Annotated in this window: 13 protein-coding genes; 6 read left to right on the forward strand and 7 right to left on the reverse strand. The window is 67.8% G+C overall.

Annotated elements, in window-relative coordinates; genetic code table 11:
• The first annotated feature begins 45 nt into the window (after positions 1-45).
• The 3 genes from hldE (at position 46) to J5M67_RS00495 (ending at position 4,205) form a co-directional block, all read left to right on the forward strand.
• A complete protein-coding gene (gene hldE, locus J5M67_RS00485) occupies positions 46-1,470 on the forward strand; it encodes a bifunctional D-glycero-beta-D-manno-heptose-7-phosphate kinase/D-glycero-beta-D-manno-heptose 1-phosphate adenylyltransferase HldE (protein WP_207882223.1) in 1,425 nt (474 codons plus the stop codon).
• Between the two features lie 235 nt (positions 1,471-1,705).
• Entirely contained in the window at positions 1,706-2,989 is a 1,284-nt protein-coding gene (locus J5M67_RS00490; RefSeq protein ID WP_207882225.1) for an acyl-CoA dehydrogenase family protein, read from the forward strand.
• 10 nt (positions 2,990-2,999) lie between these two features.
• The gene (locus J5M67_RS00495) at positions 3,000-4,205 is read left to right on the forward strand and encodes an acyl-CoA dehydrogenase family protein (protein ID WP_207882227.1); all 1,206 of its coding nucleotides are present in this window, start codon (positions 3,000-3,002) and stop codon (positions 4,203-4,205) included.
• A gap of 116 nt (positions 4,206-4,321) precedes the next feature.
• Here the strand turns inward: J5M67_RS00495 and J5M67_RS00500 are convergent, their stop codons facing one another.
• The 4 genes from J5M67_RS00500 to J5M67_RS00515 form a co-directional block, all read right to left on the reverse strand.
• Positions 4,322-5,233: a metal ABC transporter ATPase gene (locus tag J5M67_RS00500; RefSeq protein ID WP_207882229.1), complete on the reverse strand. Its 912-nt coding sequence runs from the start codon at positions 5,231-5,233 to the stop codon at positions 4,322-4,324.
• Positions 5,234-5,542: 309 nt separating this feature from the next.
• Positions 5,543-6,346 carry an aldo/keto reductase gene (locus J5M67_RS00505; protein ID WP_207882231.1) on the reverse strand — a complete coding sequence of 268 codons (804 nt, stop codon included), beginning with the start codon at positions 6,344-6,346 and terminating at the stop codon, positions 5,543-5,545.
• Positions 6,343-7,518 carry an FAD-binding oxidoreductase gene (locus J5M67_RS00510; protein ID WP_207882233.1) on the reverse strand — a complete coding sequence of 392 codons (1,176 nt, stop codon included), beginning with the start codon at positions 7,516-7,518 and terminating at the stop codon, positions 6,343-6,345. The genes J5M67_RS00505 and J5M67_RS00510 overlap by 4 nt, the downstream gene beginning before the upstream one ends.
• Positions 7,519-7,695: 177 nt before the next feature.
• Positions 7,696-8,028, reverse strand: coding sequence for a multidrug efflux SMR transporter (locus J5M67_RS00515; protein ID WP_207882235.1), 333 nt, complete (start codon positions 8,026-8,028; stop codon positions 7,696-7,698).
• 125 nt (positions 8,029-8,153) lie between these two features.
• On the opposite strand from J5M67_RS00515, the gene J5M67_RS00520 reads away from it, so the two are divergent.
• The gene (locus tag J5M67_RS00520; RefSeq protein WP_207882237.1) at positions 8,154-9,038 is read left to right on the forward strand and encodes a LysR family transcriptional regulator; all 885 of its coding nucleotides are present in this window, start codon (positions 8,154-8,156) and stop codon (positions 9,036-9,038) included.
• Positions 9,039-9,192: 154 nt separating this feature from the next.
• On the forward strand, positions 9,193-10,464 hold the full coding sequence (waaA, locus tag J5M67_RS00525; RefSeq protein ID WP_207882830.1) for a lipid IV(A) 3-deoxy-D-manno-octulosonic acid transferase: 1,272 nt from the start codon (positions 9,193-9,195) through the stop codon (positions 10,462-10,464).
• Between the two features lie 326 nt (positions 10,465-10,790).
• Here waaA and J5M67_RS00530 read toward each other — a convergent pair whose 3' ends face one another.
• The 3 genes from J5M67_RS00530 to J5M67_RS00540 form a co-directional block, all read right to left on the reverse strand.
• Positions 10,791-11,384 carry a helix-turn-helix domain-containing protein gene (locus tag J5M67_RS00530; RefSeq protein ID WP_207882239.1) on the reverse strand — a complete coding sequence of 198 codons (594 nt, stop codon included), beginning with the start codon at positions 11,382-11,384 and terminating at the stop codon, positions 10,791-10,793.
• 151 nt (positions 11,385-11,535) lie between these two features.
• Entirely contained in the window at positions 11,536-13,485 is a 1,950-nt protein-coding gene (locus J5M67_RS00535) for an FAD-dependent oxidoreductase (protein ID WP_207882241.1), read from the reverse strand.
• Positions 13,486-13,524: 39 nt separating this feature from the next.
• Positions 13,525-13,875, reverse strand: coding sequence for an AraC family ligand binding domain-containing protein (locus tag J5M67_RS00540; RefSeq protein ID WP_207882243.1), 351 nt, complete (start codon positions 13,873-13,875; stop codon positions 13,525-13,527).
• A gap of 318 nt (positions 13,876-14,193) precedes the next feature.
• Here J5M67_RS00540 and J5M67_RS00545 point away from each other — a divergent pair, with 318 nt between their 5' ends.
• Positions 14,194-15,237: an ABC transporter substrate-binding protein gene (locus J5M67_RS00545; RefSeq protein ID WP_207882244.1), complete on the forward strand. Its 1,044-nt coding sequence runs from the start codon at positions 14,194-14,196 to the stop codon at positions 15,235-15,237.
• The last annotated feature ends 2 nt before the right edge of the window (positions 15,238-15,239 follow it).

A 15,239-nucleotide genomic window follows, 5' to 3' on the forward strand; every position in this document is an offset into this window, starting at 1 on the left:
GCGGCTATGGTATTATCCGCGGCGATTTCGACCTGCGGAGTTCCCATGAAACTGACCATGCCCCGATTCGATCAGGCCCCCGTGCTGGTGGTAGGCGACGTGATGCTCGACCGCTACTGGCACGGCGCGACCTCGCGCATCTCGCCCGAGGCGCCGGTGCCCGTGGTGCGGGTCGAGCAGCATGAGGACCGTCCCGGTGGCGCCGCCAACGTCGCGCTGAACCTCGCCGCCCTCGGCGCCCCGGCTTTCCTGGTTGGCGTCACCGGCGTCGACGAGGCCGCCGACAGCCTGAGCGATAGCCTGCAGGCGGTGGGTGTGACCACCCGTTTCCAGCGCATCGCCGGCCAGCCGACCATCGTCAAGCTGCGGGTCATGAGCCGCCACCAGCAACTGCTGCGCGTGGACTTTGAAGAAGCCTTCCGCACCGACGCCGTGGCCCTGTCCGCCGACGTCGAGGCGCTGCTGGACAACGTCCGCGTGCTGGTGCTCTCCGACTACGGCAAGGGCGCGCTGAAGAACCACCAGCAACTGATCCAGGCTGCCCGCCAGCGCGGCATCCCGGTACTGGCCGATCCCAAGGGCAAGGACTTCGCCATCTACCGTGGCGCCAGCCTGATCACCCCGAACCTCTCCGAATTCGAAGCCATCGTCGGTCGCTGCACGGACGAGGCCGACCTGGTCGCCAAGGGCCAGAAGCTGATGACCGAGCTGGAACTCGGCGCGCTGCTGGTGACCCGTGGCGAACACGGCATGACCCTGCTGCGCCCCGGCCACAACGCCCTGCACCTGCCGGCTCGCGCTCGCGAGGTGTTCGACGTCACCGGCGCTGGCGACACGGTGATTTCCACCCTGGCCGGCGCCATCGCCGCCGGTGAGGACCTGCCGCAGGCCGTGGCCCTGGCCAACCTGGCTGCCGGCATCGTGGTCGGCAAGCTCGGCACCGCCGCCATCAGCGCTCCGGAACTGCGCCGCGCCGTGCAGCGCGAGCAGGGCTCCGAGCGTGGCGTGCTGAGCCTCGACCAGCTGCTGCTGGCCATCGAGGACGCCCGCGCCCACGGCGAGAAAATCGTCTTCACCAATGGCTGCTTCGACATCCTCCACGCCGGCCACGTGACCTACCTGGAGCAGGCCCGCGCCCAGGGCGACCGCCTGATCGTCGCCATCAACGACGATGCCTCGGTGACCCGCCTGAAAGGCCCCGGCCGCCCGATCAACAGCGTCGACCGCCGCATGGCCGTACTGGCTGGCCTCGGCGCGGTGGACTGGGTCGTCAGCTTCGCCGAAGACACCCCCGAGCGCCTGCTCACCGAAGTCCGCCCGGACGTGCTGGTGAAGGGCGGCGACTATGGTGTCGAGCAGGTGGTTGGCGCCGACATCGTCAGAGCCTACGGTGGCGAAGTCCGCGTGCTGGGTCTGGTGGAAAACAGCTCCACCACCGCCATCGTCGAGAAGATTCGCCACCAGGGCTGATTGTCTTTCGTTTCCCTGAATGCGCCGGCCTTGTCGGCATTCGCGGGCATGGCCCGCTCCTACAGGGTGTGCCTTTGTAGGAGCGGGCCACGCCCGCGATCCGGCCGACAGGCCGGTTCCTTTCCCCACAAGACACTGACCTCATTGCCATATCGCTCCGGCAAAGCGGTCATGGTTCCCCCGCCAATTCCCGGCGCATGATCGATGGCATCCACCCTCCGCGGAGCGAGATGCCATGACCACCGACGTGCAGGGCCGCGCCCTGGCCGTGCTGAACCGCGTTGCCCAGGCCGACTGGCCGGATCGCCTGAGGCTGCGCAAACCCTTCGAGAAACTGCTCTACAACGGCAGCCGCACCGGCTTCCGGCTGGCCAGCGAGCGCGCCGCCAAGCAACCCAAGACGCCACGCAAGGCCGATCCAGACGGGCTCTTCGACCTGTCCCTGTCCGACGAGCAGCAGATGCTGGTGGAGATGCTCGAAGGCTTCTCCGCCGAGGTGCTGCGCCCGGCCGCCCATGAGGCCGACGCCAGTGCCAACCTGAGCCTGGGGCTTTTGGCCCAGGCGCAGGAGCTGGGCCTGACCCATTACGGCGTCAGCGAAGTGCACGGCGGCATGGCCGGCGAACGCACCGTGGTGACCAACGCGCTGATCGCCGAATCCCTCGCCCGTGGCGACCTGAGCCTGGCCGCTGCGCTGCTGGTGCCGCTGTCGGCGGCCAACTGCATTCGCCGCTGGGCCTCCTCGGAACAGCAGGCGCGCTGGCTGCCCGCCTTCGTCGGAGAAGAAGCCGCGCCGCTGATCGCCATCGCGGTGAGCGAGCCGCAGTTGCTGGCCGATCCGCTGCGCCTGTCCACCAAGGCGCGCAAGCGCGGTTCGAGCTACACACTGTCCGGAGAGAAGTGCCTGGTGGTGCGCGGCGTGGATGCGCAGAAATTGATCGTCGCGGCGGATGCCGGCGACGGCCCGGCGCTATTCCTGGTCGACACCCGCGCCAAGGGCGTGGAAGTGCGTGCCGAACCGGCCATGGGGCTGAAGGCCACTGGCACCGCGCGGGTTCGTTTCAAGAGTGTGAAGGTCCCGGTCGAGCAGAAGCTGGCGGCAGAGCGCTTCGACTACCAGGCCTTCCTCGATTACACCGCGCTGGCCTGGTGCGCGCTGGCGGTGGGTACCGGCCAGGCCGCGCTGGATTACGTGATCACCTATTGCAACGAGCGCGAGGCCTTCGGCGAGCCGATCAGTCATCGCCAGGGCGTGGCCTTCATGATCGCGGACATCGCCGTCGAACTGGATGCCATGCGCCTGATGGTCTGGCGCGCCTGCGCGCTGGCCGAGCGCGGTCAGGCGTTCCACCGCGAGGCCTACCTGGCGAAGCTGCTGTGCGCCGAGAGGGCGATGAAGATCGGCACCGACGCGGTGCAACTGCTGGGCGGCCACGGCTTTACCCAGGAGCACCCGGCCGAGCGCTGGTACCGCGACCTGCGCGCCGTCAGCCTGATGGCTGGCGGGCTGCATCTCTAAGGAGTTTTCCATGTACCTCGAGACGCCGAAGAAATTCCGCACCTTGCAGAACCAGGCCCGCCAGGTGGCGGAGAACTACCTGCGGCCGATTTCGCGCAAGTACGACAAGGCCGAGCACGCCTATCCCAAGGAATTGGACTTGCTGGCCGCGCTGCTGGACGGCATGAACGCCGGTTCGCCCGACGCCGTCGGCGCCACTTCGGCCAGCAAGCGCAGGGCCGGCGCGGAGGAGGGCGTGAAGAACGGCGGCAACCTCTCCGCCTGCCTGGGCGTGATGGAAATGTGCTGGGGCGACACCGGCCTGCTGCTGGCAATGCCGCGCCAGGGCCTGGGCAATGCCGCCATCGCCGCGGTGGCCAATGAAGAACAGCTCAAGCGCTTCTCCGGTACCTGGGCGGCCATGGCCATCACCGAGCCGGGCTGCGGCTCGGACTCGGCGGCGATCCGCACCACTGCCACTTGCGATGGCGAACACTATGTGCTCAATGGCGAGAAGATCTTCGTCACCTCGGGCGCCCGCGCCGATGCGGTGGTGGTCTGGGCGACCCTGGACAAGAGCTTGGGCCGTGCGGCGATCAAGTCCTTCGTGGTAGAGAAGGGCACGCCGGGCATGACCGTCACCCGCCTGGAAAAGAAGCTCGGCATCAAGGCTTCGGACACCGCGTCCATCAGCTTCAACGACTGCCGGGTGCCGGCCGCGAACCTGCTGGGCAATGCCGAGATCGACGTGCAGAAAGGCTTTGCCGGGGTGATGGAAACTTTCGACAACACCCGCCCGCTGGTGGCTGCCATGGCCATCGGCGTGGCCAAGGCGTCGCTGGATCGCACCCGCGAGCTGCTGAAGAAGGCCGGCTGCCACTTCGACTATCGCCAGCCGCTGCTCAGCGCCAGTCATGCCGAGGCCACGCTGTATCGTCTGGAAGCCGAATGGGAAGCGGCACGCCTGCTGACCCTGAAGGCCGCCTGGATGGCCGACAACCGCCTGCCCAACTCCAAGGAGGCTTCCATCGCCAAGGCCAAGGCCGGGCGGGTGGCCAACGAGGTGACGCTCAAGTGTGTGGAGCTGGCAGGAGCGCTGGGCTACGGGGAAGAAGAATTGCTGGAGAAGTGGGCGCGGGATTCGAAGATCCTCGACATCTTCGAAGGCACCCAGCAGATCCAGTTGCTGATCGTGGCGCGGCGGCTGCTGGGCAAGAGTTCGAGTCAGTTGAAGTGAGCGGTCTTAGACCGCTCATCGCGGGCGTGGCCCGCTCCTACGGGTGAGACCGGTTTTGTAGGAGCGGGCCATGCCCGCGAACCGGCCGTCAGGCCGGCGGGCTCACGTCGGTGGAGTCAGGCCGTGCGCCGCCCGCTGCCGGCATTGCCGGCGGCGGGCGGCCACTGCTCCATCCAGTCGCGGAAACGGACGCGCTCCTCGCGCACCAGCCAGCCGTCCTGGGCGGCGAAACTTTCCGACAGCCACAGCCCACGAGTGCCGGCCTTGCACAGCTCACCCTTGCTCAGGGTGTAGAGCTCGCCGGTCGGCTGGCCATGCTCCAGCGGCAGCAGGTAGAGGTCCGGGCGGCGGCGGTCCAGGCGGGCCACCAGCGGGCCGCTTTCGAGCTTCTCATCGACGTGGAACAGGCTGACGTCACGGGCGTCCCGGGGCAGCTCCATGCGCAGGTCATAGACCAGCTGCAGCGAGGCGGTCGGCAGATGCACATAGGCCTGCGGGCGCTCCAGCAGGCGCAGGGCGCCGGCCTGCACCGGGCGCGAGGCGCCGGACAGCGGGGTCAGGGAGAAGTGGCTGTCTTCGCGGTAGTGCAGGGTGCCTTCATAGGGCGTTGGCAGCCAGGTGTCGCCGAAGCGCCCGCCGAGCCAGCCGTCGGCGGTCTCCACCAGGCATTCCTCGGCCACTTCCTGGATCGCGGTGAGCAGCGGCAGGTTCAGCTCATGGGCCGGCACATAGCCGGAAATCAGCTTGAGCACGGTGTCGCCGCGGTCCAGACGGCGCTGGCGCACCAGCAGCCAGTGGTCGCGGCCCTGGAAGTTCAGGGTCAGGCGCACCGAGACGCCGAGGTTGGCGAGCTCGGCGACGAAGTGTTCGTTGTCGCCGATCTGGATGGCACGGCGGCGCTCCAGCACCTGGGCGAAGTTCAGGGGCTTGCCCAGAGTCTGGTAGGTGAGCCCGTCCTTGCCGGCTTCCACCAGCAGGGGCAGGGTCTTGAAGGCGGTCGGGTCCTTGCGGGCGAGCGTACGGGGCATGTGGGCTCCTTCTCGTACAGGGCGCCGGGTTGCGCCGCGCGTGCCTGGCAAGGCCGCACCGACAGCAACACTGACCGTCTGCGGGGACGGTCCGGCCGATCGATTTCGGGGGTCGCTATAGTCCAGACAGCCTGGCACCGATCCTGGCGCCATCGAAAATCCAGAGGATTTCCGAGATTTTCCCTGAAAGGCTGGGTGATTCCGAGGTTATTGCGCGGGGATCACTGGATGACGACAGTTTCCATGTCCCCGGTTTTCACCGGGGAATCTGAGCATGGCACAGGAATGGGTAATCCACATGACCGCCGATCAGTGGTCGAGGACCTCGGCGGCGATGCTCACGTTGTGCGCGAGGTGCAGCGGATTGATGGTACCGACGATGGCGCCGGCCACGCCTGGATGCCCCAGCACCAGCTCGAAGCTGGCACGTACAGGGTCGATGCCGGGGGCGAGGGTAGCATGGCCGCTGGCCAGGGCCTTCTTGATCAGGATGCCGCGGCCATGGGTCTGGGCATGGTCGATCACGGCCTTTTCCGCCTGCTCCCTGAGGTTGTAGGTGACCATCGCGCAGTCGCCGCGCTCCAGGGCCAGCAGGCCGCCATCGACGGTCTTGCCGGAGAAGCCGAAGCCACGGATCAGGCCTTCTTTCTTGAGACGCTCCAGGGTTGCATAGACCTCGGTGCCCTGCAGGATGTCCAGGTCGTTGCCGTCCGAGTGCACCAGCACCAGGTCGATGTAGTCGGTTTCCAGGCGCCTGAGGCTGCGCTCCACGGAGCGGCGCGTGTGGGCGGCGCTGAAGTCGAAGTGCGACTGGCCGGCGTCGAATTCCTCGCCGGTCTTGCTGACGATCACCCACGCATCGCGCTGGCCGCGCAGCAGCGGACCGAGGCGCTCCTCGCTGCGGCCGTAGGCCGGCGCGGTGTCGATCAGGTTGATGCCCAGGTCGCGGGCCAGTGCGATCAGGTCGGCGGCCTCGCGGTCATCGGGGATGCGGAAGCCTTCGGGATACTTCACGCCCTGGTCGCGGCCCAGTTTCACGGTGCCCAGGCCCAGCGGCGAAATGGAGAGGCCAGTGCTGCCCAGCGGGCGGTGCAGGTGGTGGAGGGTCCTCATCCGAGCAGCTCCTCCCAGACCGGGCGGGCCATGGGCGGACGCGGCAGCTCGGGCAGAGCGGCGCTGGCTTGCGGGCGGATGCCACTCTTTTCCAGGGATTCCAGCACGCGATCGGCGAAGTTCGGCGCCAGGGCCAGCTTTGTCGGCCAGCCGACCAGCAGCGCGCCGTCTTCGGCGAGAAAGGCACTGTCCGGGCGCAGCAGGTTGTTCTGCGAGGGCTCGGCGCGGTCCACGCGCAGGGTGGCCCAGCGCGCGGCGGAGAGGTCGATCCAGGGCACCAGCTTGTGCAGCTCGCGCTGCGCTTCGGCGATCTGTTCGGCCTCGCTGCGGGCCACGCCGCCGGCTTCGGCGATGTCGCCGCCCAGGTACCAGACCCAGTCGCCATTGCTCAGGGGATGGGTGGTGACGGTGACGCGCGGCTTGGGGCCGCCGCCGACACAATGGGCATACAAGGGTTTCAGCGTCGGCGCGGTGACCAGCACCATGTGCAGCGGGCGGCGTTGCATTTCCGGGCGCTCCAGGCCCAGCTCGCGCAGCAGGGCCTCGTTGCCGGCTCCGGCGCTGAGTACCACGCGCTGGGCGCGGATCTCGCGGCCGTCCACGCGCAGGCCGGCCAGCTTGTCGCCGTCGCGCAGGGCTTCGATGCGTTCGCCGGCCAGCAGGCTGTCGCCGGCCAGTTCGGAGAGGCGGGCGATCAGGCTGGGCACGTCCAGCACCAGCTCGGTGAGGCGGTAGGCCTTGCCCTTGAAGGCTTTGTCCTGCAGCGCGGGCGGCAGGTCCGCGCCTTTCACCTGGGCGACACGGCTGCGCACCGCCTTGCTGGCGAAGAAGCTGGTGAGATTGCCGGCCAGGCCGCCGGGCGACCAGAGGTAGTGGGCATCGGAAAGCACGCGCACGCCGCGCAGGTCCACTTCGCCGGTGCCAGCCAGGCAGTCGCGCCATAGCGCGGGCATGTCGGCGATGGCTTCCGAGGCGCCGGTCAGCGCGCCGTGCAGCGCGTACTTGGTGCCGCCATGGATGATCCCTTGCGAGCGCATGCTCTGCACGCCGCCCAGCGCGGTGTTCTCCACCAGTACGGTGGAGAAGCCGGCGCGCCGCAGGCGAGCGTTGAGCCAGAGACCGGCGATGCCGCCGCCGACGATGAGGATGTCGGTGCTCAGGGATTCGGACATGAAAGCGCCTCGAGGGGAAAACGAAGGGCGCAGTATAACCTTCTCGGCCTGACTGCTGATCGCGCGAGCTAGAGCCAGGCTAGGCGGAAGGGGATGAGGCCGCGGAGTTGACTGCAGTCAATGAGCAGGCCGAATTCACTTCCAACGCCGCCTGGCCGACGCGCAGCCGATCAGTACCTAGTGGCCGGCGGTGCGGGAGAACAGCTGGATGACCACCACGCCGCTGACGATCATGCCCATGCCGAGAATGGCCGGGGTGTCGAGCTTCTGCTGGTAGAGCACCAGGGCGGCAATGCTGACCAGCACGATGCCCAGGCCGGCCCAGATGGCGTAGGCGATGCCCACCGGGATGCTGCGTACCACGATCGTCAGCATCCAGAAGGAAATGGCGTAGCCGACGATTACCAGCAGCAGCGGCAGGGGAGTGGACAGGCCCTTTACCGACTTCAGCGAGGCGGTGGCGATGACTTCGGCGACGATGGCGATGGCGAGGTAGAGATAGCCGGGCATGACAGGTCCTCCCCGGAAGCGACGCGCCGCGGTGTGCAGCGCGTGGGTTGCGTTCGGTCTGGTGGGCATTCTAGTCATCTGGATGATGGGATAAAGTCATTACCTATCTTGATTGGAGATAGGTTATGCAGTGGAACCTCGACCAGTTGCGACTCTTCGTCAGCGCCGCCGATCAATCGTCCTTCTCGGCGGCCGCCCGTCAGCTCAAGCGCGTGCAGTCGGCGGTGAGTTCGTCCATCGCGTTGCTGGAGAGCGACCTGGGCGTGACCCTGTTCGACCGCAGCAGCGGCCGACAGCCGGTGCTGACCGCCGAGGGGCGGGCGCTGCTGGATGAGGCGCGGGAGGTACTGCGTCAGTGCGAGCGCCTGGAAAGCCGCGCGCTGGCGCTGGTGCGCGGCACCGAGCCGTTGCTGCGCCTGGCGCAGGACGAGGCGATGCCGTACCAGCCGGTGCTCTCGGGATTGCAGGCGCTGGCGCAGGAGTTCCCCAGCCTGGAGGTGCAGTTGGCCAGTGGTGCGCAGGGCGACGTGGCGCGCAAGCTGCTGGAGCGTCGGGCTGACCTTGGCCTGCTGTTCCACCATGAGGGCATGCCGGAGGCGCTGGAACGGCAGCGCCTGGGCACCATCGAGATGGTCACGGTGTGCGGTGCCGGGCATGAGCTGGCGAAGCTGGACTACGCGGATCGACGGGAACTGGCGCGGCATCGCCAATTGCTGATGGCCCCGCAGGACAGCCATTACCCTGGCGGCGAGCAGATCAGCCCGCTGGTCTGGCGCGCCGACAGCTTCTACGCCATGGCCGAACTGCTGATGCGCGACCTGGGCTGGGCCTGGCTGCCGACTCACGTGGCGCAGTATCCGGCCTATCAGCCGTTGCTGGTGGAGCTGGCCAGCGACTGGACGCCGCCGCCGCTGGTGGTGGAGCTGGTCTGGCGCCGCGACGAGCCGCTGGGGCCGGCGGCGCAGTGGTTGGGCGAGTGTTTCGCGGAGCACCTCGCTTCGCCGGTATGACGAGCTTTTCGTAGGAGCGGACGCCGTCCGCGATGATTCCCGCGCGCGCCGATGGCCAATCGCGGACGGAGTCCGCTCCTACAAAATCAAAAGCCGCTTCCATGGGGGCGCCTGTGCAGCGGCAGGTCGCTGGAATTTGCTACTCTCCGCCGCCATGAACCGGACCCTCTATACCCTGCTGTTCCACCTGGGCCTGCCGCTGGTCGCGCTGCGCCTGTTCCTGCGTTCGCGCAAGGCGCCGGCCTATGCCCAGCGCGTCGGCGAGCGCTTCGCCCTCGGCCTGCCGGCGCTCAAGCCCGGCGGCATCTGGGTGCACGCGGTGTCGGTGGGCGAGAGCATCGCCGCCGCGCCGATGATCCGCGCGCTGATGCAGCGCCATCCCGATCTGCCGATCACCGTCACCTGCATGACGCCCACCGGCTCCGAGCGCATCCGCGCGCTGTTCGGCGATCAGGTGCAGCACTGTTACCTGCCGTACGACCTGCCCTGGGCGGCGGCGCGCTTCCTCGACCGTGCGCGGCCGGTGCTGGGCGTGATCATGGAAACCGAGCTGTGGCCGAACCACATCCACCAGTGCGCCAAGCGCGGCATTCCGGTGGCGCTGGCCAATGCGCGGCTATCCGAACGTTCAGCGCGGGGCTATGCGCGCTTCGGTGGGCTGACCCGGCCGATGCTGGAAGAGATGAGCTGGATCGCCGTGCAGACCGAGGCCGAGGCCGAGCGCTTCCGCCAGCTCGGTGCGCGGCCTGATCGCGTGAGCGTCACCGGCTCGATCAAGTTCGACCTGACCATCGATCCGGAGCTGCTGGCCCGCGCTGCCGAGTTGCGCGGCCAGTGGCAGGCGCAGCAGCGGCCGGTCTGGATCGCCGCCAGCACCCATGCCGGTGAGGACGAGATCGTCCTGGCTGCCCATCGCCAGTTGGTGGAGAGACACCCGGACGCGCTGCTGATCCTGGTGCCGCGTCACCCCGAACGCTTCAACCCGATGTTCGAGCTGTGCGCTCGCGAAGGATTCCGCACCCTGCGGCGCTCCACCGGCGCGCTGGTCACGGCGGACACCCAGGTGCTGCTCGGCGACACCATGGGCGAGCTGCTGTTCCTCTATGCGCTGGCCGACGTCGCCTTCGTCGGCGGCAGCCTGGTGCCCAATGGCGGGCACAACCTGCTGGAGCCGGCGGCGCTGGACAAGCCCGTGCTGTCCGGGCCGCACCTGTTCAACTTCCTGGAGATTGCCGCGCAGTTGCGCGAGGTCGGTGCGTTGCGTGAGGTGGCGGATGCGCCTTCGCTGGCGGTGGCCGTGGCGGCGTTGTGGGATGAGCCGGCTTCTGCCGAGCGCATGGCCGACGCTGGCTTGGGCGTGATGAAGGCCAACCAGGGGGCGCTGGAACGGTTGCTGGATGGGCTGGGGCGGTTGATCAACGGCTGATCGGGCTTCGGCGTGGGCGGGTTTCCCTCACCCTAGCCCTCTCCCAGGGGGAGAGGGGACCGTAAGGTGTGAAGCGTGCGACCAAGTTAGCTGGATACTGTGTCTTTCAAAAAAGCGTGCAGGCAGGCGCCGGGGCCTGGCGTCTGCGCCGATCTGCTCCCTCTCCCGCCGGGAGAGGGCTGGGGTGAGGGGCGGCGCGCGTCCCCGAACTTCCTGTACCTCGGCTGTTGTAGGAGCGAGCTTGCTCGCGAACGCTCTTCCGGCAGCATCGGCATTAGGCAGGTTCGCGAGCAAGCTCGCTCCTACAGGTATCCGCCAACGCCGCATCAGAACGTCGGCGGCGTAATCACCCAGATCACCACGGCGTCCACGTCCCCCGGATTGCCGTAGCGGTGCGGCTCCTGGCTGGAATAGCTGAAGCTGTCGCCTTCGCTGAGCAGGAAATGCCGCTCGCCCACCCACAGCTCGAAGGTGCCGCTGAGCAGGTAGCCGGCTTCCTCGCCGTCGTGGCTGTAGCTCTGCTGGCTGTAAGTGCCCGGCGGGAAGCGCGAGTGGAGGATTTCCAGCTGGCGGCTGGGCTGCGGGCTGAGCAGTTCGTCGACAATGCCGTCCTCGTAATGCACGCTGGTGCGGGCGTTGCGCCGCACCACGTAGCCGGCGTCGGCCGGGTCGACCTGCACTTCGCTGGCGAAGAACCACTGGATGGTCACGCCCAGGCTGCGGGCGATGTTGAACAGTGCGGGAATCGACGGGTAGGCCAGGTTGCGTTCGAGCTGGCTGATGTAGCCGGCGGTCAGCCCGCTCTGCTCGGCCAGCTCCGCCAGGGTCATGCCGCGCCGCTTGCGGAGGCCGCGGATGCGGGTGCCGAGGAACTGCGCTTCGGCGTTGGCGGGTGCTTCCTGCGGGGCTTTCTGGCTCATGCGGCGAGGGTCCTGGCGATGGTCGTCGTGGGGCATTCTAAACAATGCGCCGGAGCTGTGGACCGCCGGTTTGCCATCTGACGCCGGAATTGACCTGTAGGAGCGGGCCATGCCCGCGATCGCGCGCATGGCGCGCTCCTACAGGAGGCACTCAGATCGCCCAGCCCGCCTTCAAGCCCTCGTAGATCGCTTCCTCCGCCGTGCGCGGTGCCAGGCAGTCACCGATGCGGCGCACCTCGGCCAGGTCGGCGATCTCGTCGGCCAGCTCGTCCACCGGCTGGTGGCCCTGGCACAGGACCAGGGTGTCGATGCCTTCCACCAGCATCGGCTCGCCGCTGGCGCTGTGCTGCAGGTAGACGGTGCTGTCGTCGACGCCGTACAGGCGGGCGTACGTGGTGATGGCGATGCCCAGGCGGTGCAGCTCGCCGGCCAGGTGGTCGCGGACGTAGAGCGGCAGGTTTTCGCCGACGTGGGTGCCGTTCACCGCCAGCTGTACCTGGTGACCGTCGCGCACCAGGCGCTCGGCGATGCCGGGGGCGATCCAGTCGGCGCGCCAGTCGGTGACCAGCACCGAGCGACCGATCTTCACTTCGCCACGCAGCACCTGCCAGGCGTCGATCACCTGCAGGTTGCCGGCTTCCTCGTAGGGCGGGCGATAGGGCTTGGCGCCGGTGGCGACGATCACCACGTCGGGGCGCTCCTGCTCGACCAGCGCGCGGTCGACGCGGGTGTTGCGGCGTACTTCGACGCCGGCCAGTTGCATCTCGCGCTGCAGGTTGGTGGAGGCGCCGCCGAACTCGGCGCGACGCGGCAGCAGTTGGGCGAGGTTGACCTGTCCGCCGAGCTGGCCGGTGGCTTCGCAGAGGGTGACGTCATGGCCGCGCTGGGCCGCCACCGCAGCGGCCTTCATGCCCGCCGGTCCGCCGCCGACCACCAGTACACGCTTGCGCTGGGCGGCCATCTGGCGTTCGGCGTAGATCAGCTCGCGGCCGGTTTCCGGGTGCTGGATGCAGGAGATCGGGTAGCCCCGGTGGAAGTGGCCGATGCACGCCTGGTTGCAGGCGATGCAGGCGCGCACGTCCTCGACGTGGCCGCTTTCGGTCTTGCTCGGCATCTGCGGGTCGCAGATCAGCGCGCGGGTCATGCCGCAGACATCGGCCTGGCCACGGGCGACGATCAGCTCGGCTTCCTGCGGCTGGTTGATGCGTCCGGTGACGAACAGCGGGATCTCCAGGCTGCGCTTGAAGGTACCGGCCTCGTTGGCCAGGTAGGCCGCGTCGATGGCCATCGGCGGGACGATGTGGATGGCGCCGCCGAGGGAGGCCGAGGTGCCGGCGACGATGTGCACATAGTCCAGCTCGTTCTGCAGGGATTTCACCGCCTGCAGCGATTCGTCCTCGGTGAGGCCTTCCGGGTCGCGCTCGTCGGCGGAGATGCGCAGGCCGATGATGAAGTCTTCGTCGGTGGCGGCGCGCACGGCGGCGATCACTTCGCGGGTGAAGCGCAGGCGCGCGTCGAGGTCGCCGTTGTAGCCGTCGTTGCGGCGGTTCACTCGCGGGTTGAGGAACTGCGCGGGCAGGTAGCCGTGGCTGGCCACCACTTCCACGCCGTCGATGCCGGCGACGTGCAGGCGGCGCGCGGCGTTGGCGTAGCCCTCGATGATCTCGTCGATCATCGCCTGGCTCAGCTCGCGGGGCATCACGCGGAAGCGCTCGTTCGGCGAGGCGGAGGCGGAGTAGGCCACGGCCAGCAGGCCGTCGCTGGACTCCATGATCTCGCGGCCGGGGTGGAACACCTGGGACAGCACCACGGTGCCCTCGGCATGGCACGCCTCGGCGATGCGCCGGTAGCCGGGGATGCAGGCGTCATCGGTGGCCATCAGCACGTGGGAGGTGTAGCGCGCGCTGTCGTGCACGCCGGCGACCTGCAGCACGATCAGGCCGACGCCGCCCTTGGCGCGGGCAGTGTGGTAGGCCACCAGCTGGTCGTTGACCAGGTTGTCGGTGGGCATCGAGGTGTCGTGCCCGGTGGACATGATGCGGTTCTTCAGCGTCTTGCCGCGAATGCTCAAGGGGCTGAACAGGTGGGGGAACTGGCTCATCGGGCAACTCCGGATTCTTGTTGTTGTGCGGTTGGCGGATCAGGCGTTGCGCGCCTGCCAATCCACCGGATAGAGGGCATAGAAGACCGTGGCCTTTTCGCCTTCGTAGGCCAGCGGGGTGCGTTCGGGCACCCAGATCACGTCGCCCGGCGCGGCGTCGATCACGCGGTCGGCCAGGCGCAGGCGGAAGTGGCCTTCGAGTACCACGATCAGCTCGTCGTAGAGCACCGTCCACTCGATGGAGACGCCATCGAAGCGCGCCAGGCCCGCACCCATGGTCTGGCTGTCGGTCGGGCCGATCAGGCGGCAGATGGCGGCGCGGTCGACCGGTTCGCCAGCGTAGGGCTGGAACTGCAGGGCGGACTGCTGGAAGTGGCGGACCTCGGACACGGGGGTTCTCCTGACGTCGGGATGGGTCATCTAAGTTGAGTCTATAGAAATTTACCGCCAGTAAAAAATCAACTTGTTTTTTTAAAGGTGACTGGGTAGTTTCATTCCCGGCCCGGTCTTTCGGGCTCAACCGCGACGTGCTCCACAACAACTACAAGAGGAGAGGCGCATGAACCGTCCCGCACGGTCCCCCCTCGCTTTGCGGGCCTGCCCGCAGGCCACCGTTCCACCTCTGTCCGTTGTTCCGGCGCACCCATCCAGCGTGCGCGTGGCGCTTTGCGCTGCGCCCGTGAATTCCTACGACATGGGGTATGCCCAATGACTTTCCGCAAGAATGCTGTGCAGCCGCTGCTGCTCGCCCTCGGATTCTGCTGCGCCGCTGCCCAGGCCAACGAGAACATGGTGGTGGTCGGCTACGGCGGCGCCGGCCAGAAGGCCCAGGACGCGGCCTTCTTCCAGCCTTTCAGCAAGCAGTCCGGGGTCGGGGTGACCCAGAGCGAGTACAACGGGGAAATGGCCCGCATCAAGGTGATGGCCGACACCGGCCACGCCGACTGGGACGTGGTGCAGATCGAGGGCCCTGACCTGGCTCGTGGCTGCGACGAAGGATTGTTCGTGCCGCTGGACTGGCAGCAGATTGGCGGCAAGGACCAACTGATCCCCAATGCCGCCAAGGACTGCGGTTCCGCCGCGCTGGTCTGGGGTGTGGCAATCGCCTATGACGCCGACAAGCTCAAGCCGGCACCGCAATCCTGGACCGACTTCTGGGACGTGAAGAAATTCCCCGGCAAGCGCGGCCTGCGCAAGCGCGCCATCTACAACCTGGAATTTGCCCTGATGGCCGACGGAGTGAAACCGGCCGATGTGTACAAAGAGCTGGGCACCAAGGCCGGCGTCGACCGCGCCTTCGCCAAGCTCGACCAGATCAAGCCCTACGTGCAGTGGTGGGAAGCCGGCGCGCAACCCGCGCAGTGGCTGGCCGCCGGTGACGTGGTGATGACCACCACCTACACCGGGCGCATCGCCGATGCCTTCAAGGGCGGGCGCAATCTGCAGCTGGTCTGGCCGGGCAGCCTGTACGGCATGGACTACTGGGCGATCATCAAGGGCTCGCAGCATGTCGACGCGGCCAAGCGTTTCATCGCTTTTGCCAACCAGTCCGATGCCCAGGTGGATTATGTGAAGCACATCCCCTATGGTCCGACCAACAAGCAGGCCGCCGAGCGGTTGCCGTCGGACCTGGCCGGCTGGGTGCCGACCTCGCCGCAGAACCTGCCCCAGGGACTGGCGATGGACGATGAATTCTGGGTTGACCATGGCGAAGAGCTGGAAGAGCGCTTCAACGCCTGGGCTGCCCAGTGAGC

Origin of the sequence: Pseudomonas sp. 30_B (genome assembly GCF_017491605.1) — a bacterium.
Taxonomy (GTDB): domain Bacteria; phylum Pseudomonadota; class Gammaproteobacteria; order Pseudomonadales; family Pseudomonadaceae; genus Pseudomonas.

Coding starts and splice junctions, on each gene's coding strand:
- hldE (WP_207882223.1), top strand. CDS start 46: ATGAAACTGACCATGCCCCGATTCGATCAGGCCCCCGTGCTGGTGGTA.
- J5M67_RS00490 (WP_207882225.1), top strand. CDS start 1,706: ATGACCACCGACGTGCAGGGCCGCGCCCTGGCCGTGCTGAACCGCGTT.
- J5M67_RS00495 (WP_207882227.1), top strand. CDS start 3,000: ATGTACCTCGAGACGCCGAAGAAATTCCGCACCTTGCAGAACCAGGCC.
- J5M67_RS00500 (WP_207882229.1), bottom strand. CDS start 5,233: ATGCCCCGTACGCTCGCCCGCAAGGACCCGACCGCCTTCAAGACCCTG.
- J5M67_RS00505 (WP_207882231.1), bottom strand. CDS start 6,346: ATGAGGACCCTCCACCACCTGCACCGCCCGCTGGGCAGCACTGGCCTC.
- J5M67_RS00510 (WP_207882233.1), bottom strand. CDS start 7,518: ATGTCCGAATCCCTGAGCACCGACATCCTCATCGTCGGCGGCGGCATC.
- J5M67_RS00515 (WP_207882235.1), bottom strand. CDS start 8,028: ATGCCCGGCTATCTCTACCTCGCCATCGCCATCGTCGCCGAAGTCATC.
- J5M67_RS00520 (WP_207882237.1), top strand. CDS start 8,154: ATGCAGTGGAACCTCGACCAGTTGCGACTCTTCGTCAGCGCCGCCGAT.
- waaA (WP_207882830.1), top strand. CDS start 9,193: ATGAACCGGACCCTCTATACCCTGCTGTTCCACCTGGGCCTGCCGCTG.
- J5M67_RS00530 (WP_207882239.1), bottom strand. CDS start 11,384: ATGAGCCAGAAAGCCCCGCAGGAAGCACCCGCCAACGCCGAAGCGCAG.
- J5M67_RS00535 (WP_207882241.1), bottom strand. CDS start 13,485: ATGAGCCAGTTCCCCCACCTGTTCAGCCCCTTGAGCATTCGCGGCAAG.
- J5M67_RS00545 (WP_207882244.1), top strand. CDS start 14,194: ATGACTTTCCGCAAGAATGCTGTGCAGCCGCTGCTGCTCGCCCTCGGA.